Here is an 18,238-nt window from a genome sequence, read left to right as displayed (position 1 = left end):
ACGAAGAAGGTCGGGCCGAGAGGGACGAATGTGGGTCACCACCCCACGCTCTCCTGGAGTCGCCATGAAGAAGACAGCGGTGCTCACCGCGTTGGCCCTGCTAGCAGCCGCGTGCGGCAGCGGCGGAGGTACGGCGGGCGGCACGGGCAAGCCTGTCACGGGCGGCACGTTCACCGCCGCCGTCACCGCCGACCCCGGGGTGCTCGACCCCGCCATGGGCGTGCTCTCGGTCACCAACAAGGTCCTGTCGGTGGCCTACGACACCCTGGTCTCCACCTCGGCGGACGGCAAGACGGTCCCCGGCCTGGCCGAGAAGTGGGACGTCAAGCCCGACAGCGTGACCTTCACCCTGCGCAAGGACGTCACCTGCTCCGACGGCTCCAAGCTCACCCCGTCCGATGTCGCCGAGAACGTCAACCACATCGCCGACCCCGCCACCAAGTCGCCCATCTACGGGGTGCTCGTACCGGCCGGGATGAAGGCCGAGGCCGACGAGGCCGCCGGCACCGTGACCCTGTCGACGCCCGAGCCGTTCAGCTTCATCCTGGAGAGCTCACGGCTGCTGTTCATCGTCTGCGGCAAGGCCGTAAAGGACCGTTCGCTCCTCGCGCGCGGCACCTCCGGGACCGGCCCGTACCAGCTCACCGAGGCCGTCCCCGGCGACCACTACACCTTCAAGGCGCGCCGGGAGTACACCTGGGGCCCCGAGGGCGGCACCGCCAAGGACATCCCCGAGACACTGGTGCTCAAGGTGGTGCCGAACGAGCAGACGGCGGCCAACCTGCTGATCGCCGGCTCGCTCAACGCCGCCACCTTCTTCGGCCCGGACCGCACCCGCCTGGAGGCCAACCCCGCCCTCGGCAAGATCATCGAGTCGGAGGGCAACGGCCAGTTCTTCTACCACCAGGGCGAGGACAGGCCCGGCCACGATCCCGCCGTCCGCAAGGCGCTGACCCAGGCGCTGGACATGAAGGAACTGGGCGGCATCGCCTCGGGCGGCACCGGCAAGCCGGCCACCGGGCTCGTGGCGCAGCCCCGCCCGTGCCAGGGCGACACCGTCACCGGTCACGTGCCGGCCTTCGACACGGCGGCCGCCACCGCCGCCCTGGACGCGGCCGGCTGGAAGGCCGGAGCCGACGGCATCAGGGAGAAGGACGGCAAGAAGCTCTCCCTGCGCCTCATGTACGCCACCACCAGGGGCCCCGGCATCGTGGCCGCCGCCGAGTACATGGCGGCGGCGTGGAAGAAGATCGGCGTCGATGTGAAGCTCAACGGCGTCATCGACACCAAGCTGTCGGAGTCGCTCAACGCCACCCAGGACTGGGACGCCGTCTGGCTGCCCATCGGCGTCACCCTGCCCTCTCAGCTGGTCGGCTTCCTGTCCGGCCCCGCCGCCCCCAAGGGCGCCAACTTCGCCCACCTGAAGAACGCCGAGTACGAGCGACTGGTCGCCGAGGCCGCCAAGCTGACCGGCGCCGAGGGCTGCGCCAAGTGGGAGAAGTCGGAGTCAGCGCTGTTCGACGCCGCCGACCTGGTGCCCGTGGTGGAGATCAACACGCTGACCGCCACCAAGGGCGCCACCTTCCGGACCGTGGCCGGCCTGTTCCTGCCCTCGACGATCCGCCTCACCCAGGGAGGCTGAGTGAGCGTACGGCGCCTCGTGCGCTTCGTCGTGTCGCTGGCGGTGCTGCTCGTGGCGTCGTTCGCGATGATCCATCTCATCCCCGGCGACCCGGTGCGGGCCTCGCTCGGCCCGGCCGCGCCGGTCGAGCTGGTCAACGCCCGCAAGCAGCTGCTCGGGCTGGACAAGTCGCTGCCCGAGCAGTTCGCCGCCTACATCGGGCACATCCTCACCGGCGACTTCGGCACCTCGTTCCTGACGGGCGAGCCGGTCGGCGAGGTCATCGCCGCCCGGCTGCCCAACACGCTGGGCCTGGCGCTGCTGGCCACCGTGGTGGCGCTGCTGCTGGCCGTGCCGCTCGGCATGTGGGCGGCCATCCGCACGGAGAACGGCAGGAACCGGGGCACCGAGATCACCTTCAGCTCGGTCACCGGCACCGCCGTCGCCGTCCCGGAGTTCCTGTACTCCATCGCGCTGGTGGCGGTCCTGTCGATCGGGCTGGGCCTGTTCCCGCCGGCCGGAAAGGAGGGGGCGATGTCGTACGTCCTGCCGGTGGCCGCGCTGGCGATCGGCCCGGTCGCGATGATCGCCCGCATCTCCCGGGTGGAGACCCTGCGCGAGCTCGGCACCGACTACGTGCGGCTGGCCCGGTCGAAACGGCTGCCCGCCGCCCGCCTGCACCTGCGGCACGTGCTGCCCAACACGCTGACCGCGACGCTCACCGTGGGCGGGCTGCTGCTCACCTCGCTGATCGCCGGCAGCGTGCTGGTGGAGTACGTCTTCGCCTGGCCGGGGCTCGGCCTGAAGATCGTCGAGTCGATCACGCAGAAGGACTATCCCGTCGCCCAGGGCGTCATCCTCGTCTACGGCGCGATCGTGCTCGTCGTGAACCTCGCCGTCGATCTGATCCTGGGCGCGCTCGACCCCACCTCCAAGATCAAGGAAAACTGATGCGTTTGCGCACCCCGGCCGCCGTCGCCGGAGCCGTGCTGGTCACGCTCATGGTGGTCCTGGCCGTCGTCGGGCCGCCGATCTGGGGCGCGGCGGCGGAGAAGATCGACGCGGGCGCCATCCTGCAGGGCTCGTCGGCCGCCCATCCGCTCGGCACCGACAACCTGGGACGCGACCTGCTGGCCAGGGTCCTGGTCGCGGGCCGGTTCTCCCTCCTGCTCGCGCTGGCGGCCACGCTGTTCGGCGCGGCCGTCGGCACCGTGCTCGGCGCGCTGCCCTCGGTGCTGCCGCCGCGCGGCGCCCGCTTCGTCACCGGCGCAGTCAACGCCCTCGTCGCCTTCCCCGGCCTGCTGCTGGCCATGTTCACCGCGGTGGTCGCCGGGCTCGGGGCCAAGGGCGCGGTGCTCGGCATCGGCGTGGCCATCGCCCCCGGCTTCGCCCGGCTCACCCAGACGCTGGCCGCGACCGTCGCGGGCGCCGACTACGTCGCGGCCGCCCGGATGCTCGGCGTGCCGCGCATGCGTGTCCTGACCAGGCATGTGCTGCCCAACATCGCCGAGCCGCTCATCCTCAACCTCACCCAGGCACTCGGCGGCGCGCTGCTGGGCCTGGCCGGGATGTCGTTCCTGGGCCTCGGCGTCCAGCCGCCCGCCTTCGACTGGGGGCGGCTGCTGTTCGACGGGTTCGGCCGCATCTACGTCACGCCCGAGGTGGCGCTGGGGCCCGCCCTGGCGGTCGCGCTGGCCGGCATCGGCTTCAACCTGCTGGGGGACGCGCTGGCCAAGGCCGCCGCCCGCACCGCCGTGCACACGCGCGAGGCCAGGCCCGCCGCGCCGCCCGCCCCCGGCGAGCCGGACCCCGAGGCGGTGCTGGAGGTCAAGGACCTGACGGTGACGTTCCCCGGCGGCGTCTCGCCGGTGCGCGGGGTGTCGCTGACCGTCGCGCCCGGGCAGATCGCCGGGCTGGTGGGGGAGTCGGGCAGCGGCAAGAGCCTCACCGCCGCCGCGATCGGCGGGCTGGTGCCGTACCCGGGCGTGGTGACGGCGGGCAGGCTGGCGCTGGACGGCCAGGAGATCTCCGAGATGTCGCCCAAGGAACTCGGAACCGCGCTCGCCATGGTCTTCCAGGACCCGATGGCCTCGCTCAATCCCGCGCTGAAGGTCGGCGGCCAGCTGGCCGAGGTCGCGATCGTGCACCAGGGCGCCGGCAAGGCGGAGGCCCACCGGCGCGCCGTCGACCGGCTCGGCCACGTGCACCTGCCCGCGCCCGAACGGGTGGCGCGCCGGCACCCGCACGAGCTGTCCGGCGGCATGCGGCAGCGCGCCGTCATCGCGATGGGCCTCATGGGCACCCCCAGGCTGCTCATCGCCGACGAGCCCACCACCGCGCTCGACGTGACGGTGCAGCGGCAGATACTCAAGCTGCTGCGCGAGGTCACCGACGAGACCGGCGCGGCGGCCCTGTTCATCTCCCACGACATCGCCGTCGTCGGCGAGCTGTGCGACGTGGTCGTCGTCATGTACGCCGGCCGCGTCGTCGAGCAACTCCCGGTCGAACTGCTGGCCACCGGCGCCGCGCACCCCTACACGCGGGCGCTCATCGACTCGCTGCCCGACATGGACACCGACAGGTCGCTGCCGCTGGCCAGCATCCCCGGCCGTCAGCCCGCCCCCTCCGACGTGGGCGACGGCTGCGCCTTCGCCGACCGCTGCGAGCTCGCCAAGGCCCGCTGCGCCGGCGAGCGTCCCCCCTTGACGTCGTACGGCAAGGCGCACCAGGTCGCCTGCTGGGAGGTCTGATGATCATCGAGAACCTGACGGTGCGGTTCGGCTCGTTCACCGCCGTCGACGACATCACCCTGGAGGTGCCGAGCGGGTCCATCGTCGGGCTGGTCGGCGAGTCGGGATCGGGCAAGTCGTCGGTGGCCAGGGCGGTGAGCGGCCTGGTGCCGCACACCGGCACCATCACCGGCGCCAGCCGCGTCCAGATGGTCTTCCAGGACCCCTACGCCTCGCTCGACCCCCGGATGAAGGTCGGGGCGTCCATCGCCGAGGGCTGCGGCAAGGGCTCGGTCGAGAGGCTGCTGTCGCTCGTCTCCCTGCCGCCCGAGGTGGCCACCCGCTATCCGCGCGAGCTGTCAGGCGGCATGCGTCAGCGCGTGGCCATCGCCAGGGCGCTGGGCGCCGAGCCCGACCTGCTGGTCGCCGACGAGATCACCAGCGCCCTGGACGTGTCCGTCCAGGGCTCGGTGCTGAACCTCGTACGCAGGCTCCGCGACGAGCTGGGCCTGTCGATGTTGTTCATCTCGCACAACCTGGCCGTGGTCCGCTACGTCTCCGACGTGGTCGCGGTGCTGCACCAGGGGCGCATCGTGGAGCTGGGGCCGACCGAGGAAGTGGTCGGCGCCCCCGCCCACGACTACACCCGGTCGCTGCTGGAGGCCGTGCCCAGGCTGGGCCGCTCCACCACGTAGAACGCCTTGTCGTGGAAGGCGGTCACCACGCCGCCTTCCACGAGCAGGCCGCCCAGGACCTCGCGGACGGCCAGCCGCCACGCCTTGGCGGCTCCGGGGTCGGCGACGCGCAGCGCCTCGATGTCCTCCGGCAGCGCCACGAGCAGGGTGGCGGCGTCGCTGTCGCGGGTCACCGGCCGTCCGTCCTCGTCGGCCAGCACGATCGCGGCGTCCGCCGGGAGGGGCCGCCGGCCGGGCTCGCCCCGTACCAGGGCCGCCACGTGCGGCGCCGACAACGACCAGGAGGCCAGCACGCGGTCGGAGTCGCTGCCCTGGTTGATGGCGTCGGTCATGACGCCGTAGAAGCTCGGCAGGTACTCCTCGGGACGGGCGCCCAGCTTGGCCAGGTTGAAGTGGGCGTTCCTGCGCACCAGCGGATCGTAGGTCCAGGTGATGCGGTCGATGCCGCGCTCCAGGGCCCAGCGGCGCTGGTGCAGCTTCAGCTCGAAGCCGATGCCGTGTCCGCCGGCCGCGCCGGTGATGTGGGAGTGCAGCGTGTTGCCCGCCCCGAAGAAGCCGACGGAGGCGCCCACCAGGCGGCCCGCGTCGTCGTACGCGCCGGCCACGTAGTTGCCCGCGTGCGACATCGCCCGCATCAGCTCGACCGTGATCGGCCGGCTGTCCGGGTCGAAGTGCCAGATCCCGTCGAACAGCTCACTGACCTGCTCGAACTCCGCGATCCCATGGAGTTCCCTGATCGCGATCAACGTGCCGGCCCTCCGAATGCTCAAGTGTCACGGTGACGCTACGGCACCGTGCGGCGGGACCGAATCGTGCGGGACACCAAAGAGCACCCGGGGCTTCGTGGGATCAGACAGCGGCCGGACGCCTTCAGTGGGCGGTCCAGCCTCCGTCGACCGGCAGCACGGCGCCGGTGAGGTAGGAGGCCGCCGGACCGGCCAGCAGGACCGCCGCGCCGACGAGTTCGCCCGGGTCGGCCCAGCGCCTCATGGGGACCTGGTGGTCGAGGAACTCCCGCACGTGCGGGTCGTCCTCGACGCCCTCGTTCAGCGGGGTGCGGAAGGGGCCGGGGGCCAGGGCGTTGACGCAGATGCCGGTGCCGGCCAGCTCGACGGCGAGGCTGCGGGTGAGCTGGACGACCGCGCCCTTGCTGGCGGCGTAGCCCGCCCGGCCCGCGGCGCCGACGAGCCCGAGAGCGCTGGCCAGGGTGACGATGCGGCCGTACCCGGCTTCGCGCATCACCGGCACGGCGGCCTGGCAGGCGAGGAAGGTGCCGACGACGTTGACGTCGAGGCAGCGGCGCAGCGTGGCGGCGTCGAGGGTTTCCAGCTCGCCGCGGGCCTGGATCCCGGCGCTGGTCACGAGCACGTCGAGGCGGCCGTGCGCGGCGACGACGTCCCGCACGAGAGCCTGGACCGCGTGCTCGTCGGTGACGTCGCAGGCCATGCCCGAGGCGGCGACGCCGGTCGCGGCGGTGATCTCGGCGGCCGCCTCCCGGCACGCCGCCAACCGCCGGCCGGCCGGCACCACCGTGCATCCGGCGGAGGCCAGACCCTGCGCGATGGCCCGGCCGAGCCCCGCCGAGCCGCCCGTGACGATCGCCACCTGCCCGGCCAGGGGCCCTTCCGGACCGGCGGACCCCGCGCTCACGGCCCGGTCGGCCGTGTCTTCCTGGGACGTCATGTGGCTCCTCTTCGCAGAAGGCGTTCCGTTCGCGGAACATTAGCGCGAGCCGCCGGATGAACCACGACCGGCTGCCGTCCCGCGACCGTCCATGATGACGCGGCCCGTGCACGAGCGGCTGGACCGGGCCTGACGTGCGGAAGGCCGCTTCTCGCGCGCTGCGCGGGAAGCGGCCGCCGGGCTTGCTGCTAGCTGCGGAAACGGCCCTCCCGGGAGTAGAGGCAGGTGAAGCAGGCCGGGTCGGCGTTCCAGCCGTCGTCGTAGGAGACCCCGCGGTGCCGCTTGATCTTGCCCTTCTTCGTCACGGCCTGGGCGTACCCCGGCGGCACGATGCCCTCGAAATGCTTCACGAAGTTGCCGAGGGCGTTCCGGTAGTAGACCCGGTGCCGGGCCCAGAGGTTGCTCGTCGAGCCGGGCGGGGTGCAGTTGGCGACGTAGCTCTCGGCGATCTTCTGCTTGAAGCCGCCGAAGTCGAACGTGCTGTACGACTTGGCCGGCAGGCCGGGCACGCCGTCGTCGTGCCAGAGCGTCCAGCCGAAGATCGACCAGGTGCAGCTCGCCGTGCCGGAGCGGACCGCGCTCGCCGGGGCGGTCAGGCCACCCGCCGTGACCGGCTCGCTGGTGATCCTGCGCCGCTGCAGTTCGGCGGGCGGATCGGCGCCGTGGTCCTCGACGAGACGCTGGGGGACCGCGACGTCGGGCGGGGTGACCTCCAGGAAGGTCTCCAGGAGGGTGTCCTCGTCGTCACGGACGATGAGGGGGGCGCGACCGATCATTCCGGTCTGGACCATCCCGACCTCGTCGGACGGGACGCTGTCGGTGAAGGTCACCGACAGCCCGGTCGTGTAGTCGAGTTGAGCCAGGACGATCTCGCGGTCGGACTCCTCGGCGGCAGGGGCCGCGGCCCTGGCCGTGGCCATAGCGGGGGAGGGCGCGAGGAGCATGGCGGCGGCGACGGCCGCCAGGAACGGGCTGAATCTCATGCGGGCCACGTTAGGAAACGATCTTTCAGTTGCCTTAAAGGCGAGCTCAACGCATGGTCATTCCGACCCACGTGCCTCCTGTCACCTGCCCGCGCCGGGGCGCGGAGGGCCGGGCGCTCCCGTCCTCCGCCCCGATCCACTCCGACTGCTCCGCGGCCCAGCGCCGGTACGAGGGCTCGCAGGGCGTCCGCGAGCCGTTCCTGGGACGTCGGCCGTGCCGGCCGCGAGAAACGTCCTGAAATCGACGGACGGAATGTCTCCATCGTCCGATTCCCTAAGCGCGGCGATATTGCCAATTCGGACTATGTCCTCAGTTCGCGGCTCGCCCGCCGACGCCGGTCGGCGGGCGCCGACCCTCCGCTGATCTACCACGACGTCCTGCGGCGTCATACCGCCGCCATGGCCCGGCAAAGATCTTCATCGCTACCTGAACGGCGAACCGGGACAAATAGCGGAGCTTCGCGACACCCGAAAATTCGCAATCTTTGTGGGACGCCATCCCGTCCACACGGCCGTACCCGTGAACCCTCCAAGTAAGTTGGTCGCTGCCCGCGAATCGGGGCGATTATCGGAATGGAGGTCAAAGATGAGCGAATTTTCGCGATAAGTAAGACAGCCATATCCACCCCCTGTTCGTGGATATCACGCTCTGAATTGATCGCCGTTGTTTTCCGCAGTGGAGCAGATATGGTCACACCCCTTCGGGAAGAGGAACCCTTCCCGCACTCCCCGTCCAAGGGCATGCTGCTGTCGCAGCGAGGCGCCCCCCGCCACGCCCCCGGCCGGCGGCGTCCGGTGACATGCTGGACCATCTGCTCCTTCGCCGACGCGAGCGTCGACGCCGCCGCGCTGGCCGCGCCCGTGCTCGACGCCGGGTACGGCGCGCTGCTCGCCGGACTGGCGGCGGGGCTGCTCGTCCTGCTGAACCTGGCGGGCGGCACGTACCGGATCCGGCTGTCGCCGTCCGTGATGGACGGATGGATGTGGCGTGGCGGATGCGCCACCGCCATCACCGGCGCGCTGACCGTCGCCGCCCTCGACCATCAGACGACGCTGGCCGTCTGGACGGGCGAGTCGGCCCGGATCATCGCCGTCTACCTCGGGCTGACGCTGGTGGGGCGGGGGCTGGTCTGCGCGGTGCTGCGCCAGGCCCGCCGCCGCGGCGCACGCGTGCCCACGCTGGTCGTCGGCTCCGGCGCGCACGCCAGGAACCTCGCGCTGACCCTGGTGCGGCACACCGAGTACGGCCTGCTGCCCGTCGGCGGCGCCTGCGACGTGCTGGGCCAGGCCCCGTACGAGCCGATCGTGGACGATCCGGAGACCCTGCTCACCATGGCCCGCCGGCACCGCGCCCGCGTGGTGGTCCTGGCCCCGCCGCCGGGCGGCGAGGAGCAGACCCACCGGCTGGCGCAACAGGCCCGGCAGGCGGGGTACCCGGTGTACCTGGCGCCGCAACCCGGCGGCGTGCTGGTCGACTTCGTCCCCGCCGGCGAGCACGTCCGGGGGTTCCCGATGCTGCGCATGCGGCCGTTGCCGCAGCGGCGCGCGTCCTGGCCGCTCAAGCGGGCCCTGGACGTCGTGCTGGCGACGGCCGGGCTGGTCGTCAGCGCTCCGGTGCTGGCCGCCTGCATGCTGCTGCTGCGCGGGCAAGGAGGGCCCGGCGTGCTGTTCCGCCAGGTCCGGGTGGGCATGGCCGGGACGCCGATCGAGATCATCAAGCTCCGCACGTTCGCCCCGCTGCGCGCCGGCGAGTCCGACACCCGCTGGAGCATCGACGACGACCCCCGCCTGACCCGCGCGGCCCGGCTGCTGCGCTCCTGCTCCGTGGACGAGCTGCCGCAGCTGTGGAACGTGCTGCGCGGCGACATGAGCCTGGTCGGCCCCCGGCCCGAGCGGCCGCACTTCGTGGAGCTGTTCTCCCGCGGCGACCACCACTACGGGCGCCGCCACCGCTTGCCCGTCGGCCTCACCGGCTGGGCCCAGACCCACGGCCTGCGCGGCGACACCTCGATCGAGGACCGGGCGCGGCTGGACAACCACTACATCGACACCTGGTCCCTGCGCCGCGACATCAAGATCATGATCCGGACGGTCGGTTGCCTGCTGTGGCCGGGACGATCGTGATCAGGGCGTTCCCGCCGTCCTTGTGCCGCCTGGCGGCCCGTCCCAGTCTGTGGGCCGCGCTGACCGTGATCGCCGTGTGCGTGCCCGCCGGACCGCAGGCCGCCGACGTCGTCCAGCCGCGGGTCGCCGACCTGATGTCGCTGGGGTTGCTGGTGTCCGTCGCGGTGAGCCTGGCGCGCGGCGGCGCGCGTCCCGGCCGGTGGGCCCTGCTCGCCGCGCCCGCGGCGCTCGCGGTGACGGCGGCCGCCCTCGCGGCGCCCGACTTCCTGGTGGCGCTGCCCGGCCTGGTTCGGTTCCTCCAGGTGTTCGTCCTGGTCCCCGTCGCGGTGACGGTGGCGGTGCGGCAGCGGTCCGACCTGCTGCTGGTGGGCGGAGCCGTGGCGGCCGTGGCGATCGTCCAGGCCGGGCTCGGCTGCTGGCAGGCGCTCACGGGCAGCGGCGCCTCCTACGCGGGCCTGCCGATCCGCGCGGTCGGCACGTTCGGCGCCGGCGAGGTCATGGCGCTGGCCAGCGTGGTCAGCTTCGGGCTGATCATCGCCCTGGCGGTCGCGCTCACCGGCGGACCGGCCCGGCGCGCCACCGCCCTGGTCGCGGCGGCGGCGCTGTGCCCGCCGCTGGTCATGTCGCTCAGCCGCGGCACCTGGCTCGCGGTGGCCTGCGCCGTCGCGGTGATGCTGGTGCTGCGCGGCGCGCGGCTGGCCGCGCGGGCCGCCGTGGCCGCCGTGGCCGCCGCCGTGCTCCTGACGCTCGTGGTCGGGCCCGGCGGCGGGGTCATCGCCGAGCGCGTCGCCTCCATCACCTCCTCGGTGGACCAGCCCGACCGGTCGGTGGCCGACCGGTACCAGCTCTGGCAGGCGGCGGCCGGCATGTGGCGGGACCACCCGGTGACCGGCGTCGGCCCCAAGGGGTTCGCCGCCTGGCGGGACACCTACGCGCCGCTGGCCCTGTCCTCCGGCAGCGACGTCGAGGACCCGGCCGCCGGATACCGCCGCCAGCCGCTGCTGTCCCCGCACAACATGTACCTGCTGGTGCTCAGCGAGCAGGGGCTCCTCGGCCTGGCGGCGTTCGCGCTGCTCCTGGGCGGGGCCCTCGTGCGCACCCTGACCCGGCCCGGCCGCTCCGGCCCGGCGGGGCTGGCCGCCGCGGGCTTCGTTACGTGGCTGGCGGTGGACTTCGCCTACGCCGACGTCGGCGGCGCGACGAGCCTGGTCATGTCGGTCATGCTGGGCCTGGCGACGGGATGGACCGGCGCCGCCGCGTCCCCGTCGCGGCGGCCCGCGTGCTGAGCCGGGGCGCGGCCGACCTGCGCGCCGCGGCCCTGACCACGATGCTCGTCGGCGCCGGCTCGGCGCTCGGCTACGTCCGCGACCTGCTGATGGCCGCGCTGTTCGGCGCCAACGCCGACACCGACGCCTTCCTGATCGCCTGGACCGTGCCCGAGACCGCGGCGCCGCTGCTCATCGAGGGGGCGATGGCCCTGTGGCTGGTGCCGCTGTTCAGCACGGCGTCCGGGGCGCGGCAGCGGGCGGCGCTGGTGGAGCGGACGTTGCCCGCCCTGGCCGCCGCGCTCGCCGCCGTCGCCGTCTGCGCCGCGGCCGGCGCGCCCTGGCTGGTGGCGGCGCTGGCCCCCGGTCTGCCCCAGGGCGGGCTGGCCGTCCAGTGCTGGCGGATCTGCTGCGGCTGCATCCTGCCGTTCGCGCTGGCGGGGTACGCCAGCGCGGCCCTGCGGGCCCACCACGTCTTCGGCCCGCCCGCGGCCACCGGCCTCGCCTACAACCTGGCGCTCGTCGGCTGCCTGGCGATCTGGCACGACACGCTCGGCGTGCGGGCCGCCGCGTGGGGCGTCGCCGCCGGCGCCGTCCTCATGGTGGCCATGCAGGCGCCGGCGTACCTGCGGCGGGTCGGCCTGCCCCGGCGGCTGCCCCGGCGCCTGGTGCTGCCGGTCGCCGCGCTGCTGCCCATCATCGCCTTCACGCTGCTGCGGCAGGGCCAGGTGCTGGTCGAGCGCGTGCTCGCCGCCGACCTGCCCGCGGGCGCGATCTCCCATCTCAACTACGCCCAGAAGATCGCCCAGGTGCCGATGGTGGTCTCGCTGATGCTGGCCACCGTCACCTATCCGCACCTGGCCCGCAGCATCGCCGCGGGCGACACCCGCCGGGCCTGGCGGCTGCTGGCCCGCGACCTGGCGGCGGCGGCGGCCGTCACGGTCACCGCCGCCGCGCTGCTGGTCGCCTTCGCGCCCGCGATCGTGGGCGTGCTGCTGCACCGCGGCGCCTTCGACGACGCCGCCGCCACCGCCACCGAGCACGTCCTGCGGCTCTACGCGATCGGCCTGCTGGGCCACGCCGTCGTGGGCGTGGTCTGCCGGGCCTACTTCTGCGCCGGAGGGTGGCGCGGGTTGTGGTACCCGGCCCTGGCGATGGCCGCCGGGCTGGCCCTCACCGCGGCGCTGGCCGCGGCGCTCGTCCCCGGCATGGCGCAGGGCGGCATCGCGCTGGCCAACGCCGCCGGGATCACCGTGACCGCCGCGCTCATGCTGGCCGGTCTCCAACGCCTCGGCCTGTCGCCGCTCCGGAGGGCCGTCACGACCGTCAGGGAAGGAGAGCGCGTATGAGCACGCGCATCGGCGCGCTGCCGCTCATCTGGATGTACCACTCCGTCGCCGAGCGCGGTGAGGACCCCTTCGACATCGTCGTCACCCCCGAGCGCTTCGCCACGCACATACGCTGGCTCGCCCGGCGCGGGCTGCGCGGCGTGTCGGTGCGCGAACTGCTGAACCATCCCGGCGACCGGCGCGGGCTCGTCGGGCTCACCTTCGACGACGGCTACGCCGACTTCGCCACCGACGTCGTCCCGGTGCTGGCCGGATACGGCTTCACCGCGACCGTGTACGTCGTCGCCGGCCGGATCGGCGGTCACAACGCCTGGGACCGCGGCGTCAGCCCCCGCCCGCTGATGGACGCCGGCACGCTGCGCCGGGTGGCCGCCGCGGGGATGGAGGTCGGCTCCCACACCCGCAGCCACCCCCACCTGCCGGCCGCCGGCCCCGGCGAGCTGGCCGACGAGCTCACCACGAGCAAACTCCTGCTCCAGGACGTGCTCGGCGCCCCCGTCACCGGCTTCGCCTACCCCTACGGCGAGCTGACCGCCCGCGAGGTCGCCGCCGTCCGGCAGGCCGGCTACGAGCACGCCTGCGCCGTCCGCCCCGGCCGGCTCGCCGGGACGCACGCCCTGCCCCGCCGCTACGTCGGCGACCGCGACACCGCCGCCCGGCTGCTCGCCAAGACCGCCTGCCACCGGCTGCGCTGGGGGCGGCCCCGATGAAGGTCCTGCACGTCATCACCGGGCTGGCCGCGGGCGGGGCCGAGCAGCAGCTGCGCACGCTGCTGCCGCACATGGACTGCGCCAGCGAGGTCGCCGTCCTGACCCGGCCCGGCGCCCTGGCCGACGCCATCCGCGCCGCCGGGACGCCCGTACGCGCCGTCGGCATGGGCGGCAACCGGGACCTGCGGGCGCTGCCCCGGCTCACCGGCCTCATGCGCGCCGGCCGCTACCAGGTCGTGCACGCGCACCTGTACCGCGCCTGCGTCTACGCGCCGCTCGCCGCCCGGCTGGCCGCCGTGCCGGTCGTCGTCAGCACCGAGCACTCGGCGGGAGCCCGGCACATCGAGGGACGGCCGGTCACGGCGCCCGTCCGCGCGCTGTACCGGGCGAGCGCCCGGCTGACGCACGCCGTCGTCGCCGTCTCGCCCACCGTGGCCGACCGGCTGCGCGGCTGGGGCCTGCCGCCCTCGCGCGTCCTCACCATCCCCAACGGCGTGGACCTGGCCGCCTTCCGCCACGATCCGCGCGCCGCGGGCCAGGCCCGGCTGAGCCTGGGCATCCCGCCGGAGACGTTCGTCGTCGGCGGGGTCGGCCGCCTGGTGGCGGGCAAGAACTTCCACCTGCTGGTCGAGGCGCTGCCGCGGCTGGACGGCGCGGTGCTGCTGCTCGTCGGCGCCGGGCCGGAACAATCCCGGCTGCGCTCGCTGGCCGGGCGGCTCGGCGTCGGGCGGCGCGTCGTCTTCGCCGGGGAGAGCGTGCACGTGCCCGCCCTGCTGTCGGCCATGGACGTGCTGGCCGCCCCCTCGCAGGAGGAGACGTTCGGCCTGGCCGTCGTCGAGGCGCTCGCCGCCGGGCTGCCCGTGCTGTACGGGGCCTGCCCGGCGATCGACGACCTGCCCCCCGGGACGGTGCCCGGCGCCCGCCGGGTGCCGCCCCACCGGCTGGCCGCCGAGCTGGCCGCGCTCCGCGACGGACCGCGCACCCGCCTGCCGCCGCCCCCGGCCCTCGACCGCTACGACGTGCGCCGGCAAGCCCGGCGCCTGCACGACCTCTACGACCGCCTGCTCACCAGGCGCCACCAGGAAAGGCTGTCATGACTCACCCGGTCCAGCGCGCCGCAGGCGCGCTCCGCACCTGGTCCCTGCTCGCGCTCCCGCTGATCGGCATGGGGGCGGGGCTGGCGTACTCGCTGATCCAGGAGCCCGTCTACACCGCCGACGCCTACGCGGTCGTCAGCTCGGTACGGCAGGGCGTGCCCACCCAGGAAACCGACTTCGCGCAGGCCTACGCCAGGGTGACCGTCCACCCGGGCCTGCTCGCCGGGACCGGCGACGCCTACCTGGCCGACGGCGAGCTGCTGCGGACCACGCTGCAGGCGTCGGCCTCGCCGGACGCGCCGCTGATCCGGCTGGCCGCCCTCGCCGGCACCCCTGAAGAGGCCGCCCGGCGGGCCAACAGCGCCATGGCCGCGCTCACCGCCTACGCCAACCGGCACAGCGCCGACACCGGCGTCCGGCTGTCCAGCTTCGCTCCCGCCGTGCCGCCCGCCGCGCCCAGTTCGCCGCGGCCCCTGCTCGCCACCGCCGTCAGCACGGCCGGCGGCCTGCTGCTGGCCGCCCTGATCTGGCTGGCCGCCCCCGCCGGGCGACGGCAGGACGAGCGGCAGGTCCCGCCCGCGCGCCGGCCGGCCGAGACGGCGTCGGCATGACCACCGCGATCCGTCAGGCCCCGGACCTGGCCACCGAGGTCGTGACCGGCGCGGAACGCCTGCGCGCCCTGGCGGGGGAGTGGGCCGGGCTGCACGACCGCTCCCCGGCGGCGACGCCGTTCCAGTCGCACGCCTGGTTGTCGTCCTGGTGGGAGACCTACGGCGACGACCCGGGCCTGAACGTGGTCCTGCTGCGCCGGCGGGGACGGCTGGTGGCCGCGGCCCCCGTCATGACGGTCCGCCGCGCGGGGCTGCGCGTCCTGCGGCCGCTCGGCGGCGACCAGTCCGACTACACGGACGTGCTGATCGAGGACGGCGACCCCGACCTGCCGGCGGCGCTCGGCCGGGCCCTGGCCGAGCTGCCCGGATGGGACGTGCTCGACCTGCCGGAGGTACGCCCGGGGGCCGACGCCGAGCGGCTCGCGGCGGCCTGGCCGGGACGCTCCTGGCGGCTGCCCGCCTCGACCTGCGTCGAACTGCCCGGCGTCCCCCTCCACGAGCTGCTCGCCGGGCTGTCCGGCAGGCACGGCACCAAGCTGCGCCGCGAGCTCAGACGCGTGGACGACGCCCCGATCGAGGTCCGGGACGTGCCGGCCGACGAGGCGGAGCACGCCGTCGCGCGCCTGCTCGACCTGCACGCCCTCCAATGGCAGGGCCGCGGCATCAACGTCGAGCACACCAGGCCGCGCTTCCACGCCCACCTGGCCCGGGCCGCCCGGCGGCTGCTGGCCGACCGGCAGGCCAAGCTGACCGAATACCACCTGGACGGCCGGGTCGTCGCGGTGGACCTGCTGGTCGTGGGCAAGGACTTCGTCGGCGGCTACCTCTACGGCACCCATCCTGACCTGCGCGGCCAGGTGGACGTCGTGACCATGCTGCTGCGCACCGACCTAGGGCTCGCGCACCGGCTGGGCCGGCCGACGATGTCGCTGCTGCGCGGGGCCGAGTCCCACAAGACCAAGTGGGGCGGCCGGCCGGCGGTCAGCAACCGGCTCCTGCTGGCCAGGACGCCGGCCGCGGCGCTCTACGCCCTCGCCGCCCGCGCCCGGGTGGGCGGCCGGACGCTCCGGGGCCGCTGGGCGGCGCTCGACCGGGCCCTGCGCAGGCCACGATGACGATCTTCACCCCGCGCGTGCTGCACGTCACCCAGCCCACCGAGGGCGGCGTCGCGGCCTACGTCGAGAGTGCCTGCGCCGACCAGCGCCGGCGGGGCTGGACGGTCGCCGTCGCCGCGCCGCCGCGCGGATCGCTCGGCGAGCGGCTGACCGTCCTCGGGCTGACGCATCTGCCCTGGCCCGCCGTACGGGCGCCGCATCCGGCCGATCTGGCCGCCGCCGCCGTCCTCGGCCGCATGGTGCGCCGGTTCCGTCCCGACGTGGTGCATCTGCACTCCTCCAAGGCCGGGCTGGTCGGCCGGGCGGTGTTGCGTGGCCGCCTGCCCACGCTGTTCCAGCCGCACGGCTGGTCCTGGCTGGCCGGCCGGGGCACGCTCGCCGCCGCGGCCGCCTCCTGGGAACGGGCCGCCACCAGGTGGACGCATCTCGTGCTCTGCGTCGGCCAGGGGGAGCACCGGCAGGCCGGGGACGCGGGCGTGGGCGGCCCGCTGGCCGTCGTCCGCAACGGCGTGGACCTGGCCCGGTTCCGTCCCGTCACGCCGGACGCGCGCGTCGCCGCCCGCCGGGGCCTCGGCCTGTCCCAACACGGGCCGCTGGTCGTCTGCGTCGGCCGGATCACCCGGCAGAAGGGCCAGGACCTGCTGGTGGAGTCCTGGCGGCAGGTCGCGGCCCGGGTGCCGGACGCCTGCCTGGCACTCGTCGGCGACGGGGACGACTTCGCCCGCCTGCGCCGCGACGCGCCGCCCGGCGTCCTCATGCCGGGGGCCAGCGCCGATCCGCGGCCCTGGTACGCCGCCGCCGACCTGGTCGTGCTGCCCTCCCGCTGGGAAGGGCTGCCGCTGACCGTGCTGGAGGCCATGGCCAGCGGGCGGTCCGTGGTGGCGGCCGCCGTCCCCGGCCTCACGGAGGTGGTCACCCCGGCCACCGGAGCACTCGTCGAGCCGCAGGACCCGCGGGCGCTGGCCGCGGCGATCGTGGCCCGGCTGACCGACCCGGCCGTGCGGCGCGCGGAGGAACGGGCGGCGCCGTCGCGGGCGGCCGAGTTCGACCTCGGCGTCACCCTCGACCGGCTGGCGGCGCACACGCTGGGCCTGACCCGGCCGGGTCAGGCCGCCGCCGCGGGCGCGTCGGTGACGGCCGGTCGGGGCTGAGACGCCGGCGACCCGCTCCCGCTCGGCTCAGGGGAGGGGGCGGGCGCGGGCGGGGACGTCGGGGCGGGCGACGGGGCGGGCGGGGTGGTCGGCGGAGCCGACGGACCGGGCCGGAAGCCGGGGTCGCGCATGAGCTGCCGGAAGACCCGCGACGACCGCGGGTTGGCCGGGCACTGCCAGACGCCGTGCGGACAGTAGTCCACGATCGAGTGGTAGGCCACGTCGTGCCGGGCGATCCAGTCGAGCATGTCGCGCACGAACTCCGGCCGGTCCCCGTACCGGAACAGCCCCCACTCGGGGAAGGAGATCGGCTTGCGGTGCGCGGAGGCGAAGTCGGCCTGCGCCTCCAGCCCGTACGGCTGGTCGACGTAGTCGGCGAACCGGTGGCCGGGGCCCTGGTCGTAGCTGTCCATGCCGATGATGTCCACCACGTCGTCACCGGGGTAGCACTCGGTCCAGCCGATGGCGTCCGGGCCTCGGTTGGGGCTGAAGTCGAAGCGGAACCGCTGTCCGGGCACCGCCCGCATCACGGCGACGATCCGCCGCCAGTACGCCTGCCACGCCTGCGGGTCCGCCGAGCAGCGGCTGGAGTAGGTCAGGCCGTTCATCTCCCAGCCCGGGACGATCACCGTGTCCGGCGCGCGCCCGGCCACCAGCGTCCGGGCCAGCCGGTCGAAGTACGGGTCGAACGCGCCGTCCGCGCCGGCGTTCAGCAGCACCGACACCGCCTCGTCCGGCAGGTCGCCCTCGTTCGGCATGACCATCGGCACATTGAGCACGAGCATGCGCCCCGGCTTGGCCGCCCGCCACCGCATCCACGGCTGCAGGACGAAGTCCGGCCCGCCGAGCGCGTTCCACGCCTCGCCCGGCACGTACGTCCGCCCCACCCGGACCTCCGCCCCCAGCCACGACTCGAACGCGCCCAGCAGGTGCGGCCCACGCCAGTCGGAGGCGAGGAACACCCCGAACGGCACGGACGACAGGTCGGCGCGGGCGGCGGACGGCACCTTGGCGCGCTTCGCGCTCAGCGCCGGCGGGACCACCGCGGCGATCACGGCCAGCAGCGCGCAGACCCATGCCATCCTCACGGTCATCGCCCGCCCCC

The 18,238-nt window shown here is 74.4% G+C and carries 16 protein-coding genes; 12 read left to right on the top strand and 4 right to left on the bottom strand.

Annotated features, from left to right (window positions below; all coding sequences use genetic code 11):
- Window positions 1-64 precede the first annotated feature (64 nt).
- Genes AB0J46_RS25500 through AB0J46_RS25485 form a run of 4 tightly spaced genes read left to right on the top strand, consistent with a single transcriptional unit; the run spans window position 65 to window position 5,045 of the window.
- On the top strand, window positions 65-1,642 hold the full coding sequence (locus AB0J46_RS25500) for an ABC transporter substrate-binding protein (RefSeq protein WP_364336059.1): 1,578 nt from the start codon (window positions 65-67) through the stop codon (window positions 1,640-1,642).
- Entirely contained in the window at window positions 1,643-2,572 is a 930-nt protein-coding gene (locus AB0J46_RS25495; protein ID WP_364336057.1) for an ABC transporter permease, read from the top strand.
- Window positions 2,572-4,371, top strand: coding sequence for a dipeptide/oligopeptide/nickel ABC transporter permease/ATP-binding protein (locus AB0J46_RS25490; RefSeq protein ID WP_364336055.1), 1,800 nt, complete (start codon window positions 2,572-2,574; stop codon window positions 4,369-4,371). Before AB0J46_RS25495 ends, AB0J46_RS25490 begins: the two co-directional genes overlap by 1 nt.
- Window positions 4,371-5,045 (top strand): ATP-binding cassette domain-containing protein, encoded by a 675-nt coding sequence (locus AB0J46_RS25485; protein ID WP_352362680.1) that lies wholly within the window; start codon window positions 4,371-4,373, stop codon window positions 5,043-5,045. Before AB0J46_RS25490 ends, AB0J46_RS25485 begins: the two co-directional genes overlap by 1 nt.
- Here the strand turns inward: AB0J46_RS25485 and AB0J46_RS25480 are convergent.
- The 3 genes from AB0J46_RS25480 to AB0J46_RS25470 all read right to left on the bottom strand — a co-directional run bounded on the left by AB0J46_RS25480 (window position 4,991) and on the right by AB0J46_RS25470 (window position 7,711).
- Window positions 4,991-5,815 carry a GNAT family N-acetyltransferase gene (locus tag AB0J46_RS25480; RefSeq protein WP_364336053.1) on the bottom strand — a complete coding sequence of 275 codons (825 nt, stop codon included), beginning with the start codon at window positions 5,813-5,815 and terminating at the stop codon, window positions 4,991-4,993. The two genes, AB0J46_RS25485 and AB0J46_RS25480, sit on opposite strands and share 55 nt — an antisense overlap.
- Before the next feature lie 100 nt (window positions 5,816-5,915).
- On the bottom strand, window positions 5,916-6,728 hold the full coding sequence (locus AB0J46_RS25475) for an SDR family oxidoreductase (protein WP_364336051.1): 813 nt from the start codon (window positions 6,726-6,728) through the stop codon (window positions 5,916-5,918).
- Window positions 6,729-6,916: 188 nt separating this feature from the next.
- Window positions 6,917-7,711, bottom strand: a complete 795-nt coding sequence (locus AB0J46_RS25470) for a hypothetical protein (RefSeq protein ID WP_364336049.1) — start codon at window positions 7,709-7,711, stop codon at window positions 6,917-6,919.
- Between the two features lie 687 nt (window positions 7,712-8,398).
- Between AB0J46_RS25470 and AB0J46_RS25465 the strand changes: the two genes are divergently transcribed.
- Genes AB0J46_RS25465 through AB0J46_RS25430 form a run of 8 tightly spaced genes read left to right on the top strand, consistent with a single transcriptional unit; the run spans window position 8,399 to window position 17,133 of the window.
- Window positions 8,399-9,835, top strand: a complete 1,437-nt coding sequence (locus tag AB0J46_RS25465) for an exopolysaccharide biosynthesis polyprenyl glycosylphosphotransferase (protein WP_364336047.1) — start codon at window positions 8,399-8,401, stop codon at window positions 9,833-9,835.
- A complete protein-coding gene (locus AB0J46_RS25460; RefSeq protein ID WP_364336045.1) occupies window positions 9,817-11,121 on the top strand; it encodes an O-antigen ligase family protein in 1,305 nt (434 codons plus the stop codon). Before AB0J46_RS25465 ends, AB0J46_RS25460 begins: the two co-directional genes overlap by 19 nt.
- Entirely contained in the window at window positions 11,076-12,449 is a 1,374-nt protein-coding gene (locus tag AB0J46_RS25455; protein ID WP_364336043.1) for a lipid II flippase MurJ, read from the top strand. The genes AB0J46_RS25460 and AB0J46_RS25455 overlap by 46 nt, the downstream gene beginning before the upstream one ends.
- Complete coding sequence (locus AB0J46_RS25450) at window positions 12,446-13,159, top strand: polysaccharide deacetylase family protein (protein ID WP_364336041.1); 714 nt, start codon at window positions 12,446-12,448, stop codon at window positions 13,157-13,159. Before AB0J46_RS25455 ends, AB0J46_RS25450 begins: the two co-directional genes overlap by 4 nt.
- Window positions 13,156-14,256 (top strand): glycosyltransferase, encoded by a 1,101-nt coding sequence (locus AB0J46_RS25445; RefSeq protein ID WP_364336039.1) that lies wholly within the window; start codon window positions 13,156-13,158, stop codon window positions 14,254-14,256. Before AB0J46_RS25450 ends, AB0J46_RS25445 begins: the two co-directional genes overlap by 4 nt.
- A complete protein-coding gene (locus tag AB0J46_RS25440; RefSeq protein WP_364336037.1) occupies window positions 14,253-14,867 on the top strand; it encodes a hypothetical protein in 615 nt (204 codons plus the stop codon). Before AB0J46_RS25445 ends, AB0J46_RS25440 begins: the two co-directional genes overlap by 4 nt.
- The gene (locus AB0J46_RS25435) at window positions 14,864-15,982 is read left to right on the top strand and encodes a GNAT family N-acetyltransferase (protein WP_364336035.1); all 1,119 of its coding nucleotides are present in this window, start codon (window positions 14,864-14,866) and stop codon (window positions 15,980-15,982) included. Before AB0J46_RS25440 ends, AB0J46_RS25435 begins: the two co-directional genes overlap by 4 nt.
- Complete coding sequence (locus AB0J46_RS25430; protein ID WP_364336033.1) at window positions 15,979-17,133, top strand: glycosyltransferase; 1,155 nt, start codon at window positions 15,979-15,981, stop codon at window positions 17,131-17,133. The genes AB0J46_RS25435 and AB0J46_RS25430 overlap by 4 nt, the downstream gene beginning before the upstream one ends.
- On the opposite strand, the gene AB0J46_RS25425 is transcribed toward AB0J46_RS25430, so the two are convergent.
- Window positions 17,088-18,227, bottom strand: a complete 1,140-nt coding sequence (locus AB0J46_RS25425) for a glycosyl hydrolase (protein ID WP_364336031.1) — start codon at window positions 18,225-18,227, stop codon at window positions 17,088-17,090. The genes AB0J46_RS25430 and AB0J46_RS25425 overlap by 46 nt on opposite strands.
- Between the last annotated feature and the right edge of the window lie 11 nt (window positions 18,228-18,238).

Source organism: Nonomuraea sp. NPDC049758 (genome assembly GCF_040674635.1).
Taxonomy (GTDB): Bacteria; Actinomycetota; Actinomycetes; order Streptosporangiales; family Streptosporangiaceae; genus Nonomuraea.
This window is presented reverse-complemented; position numbering and strand designations above follow the sequence as displayed.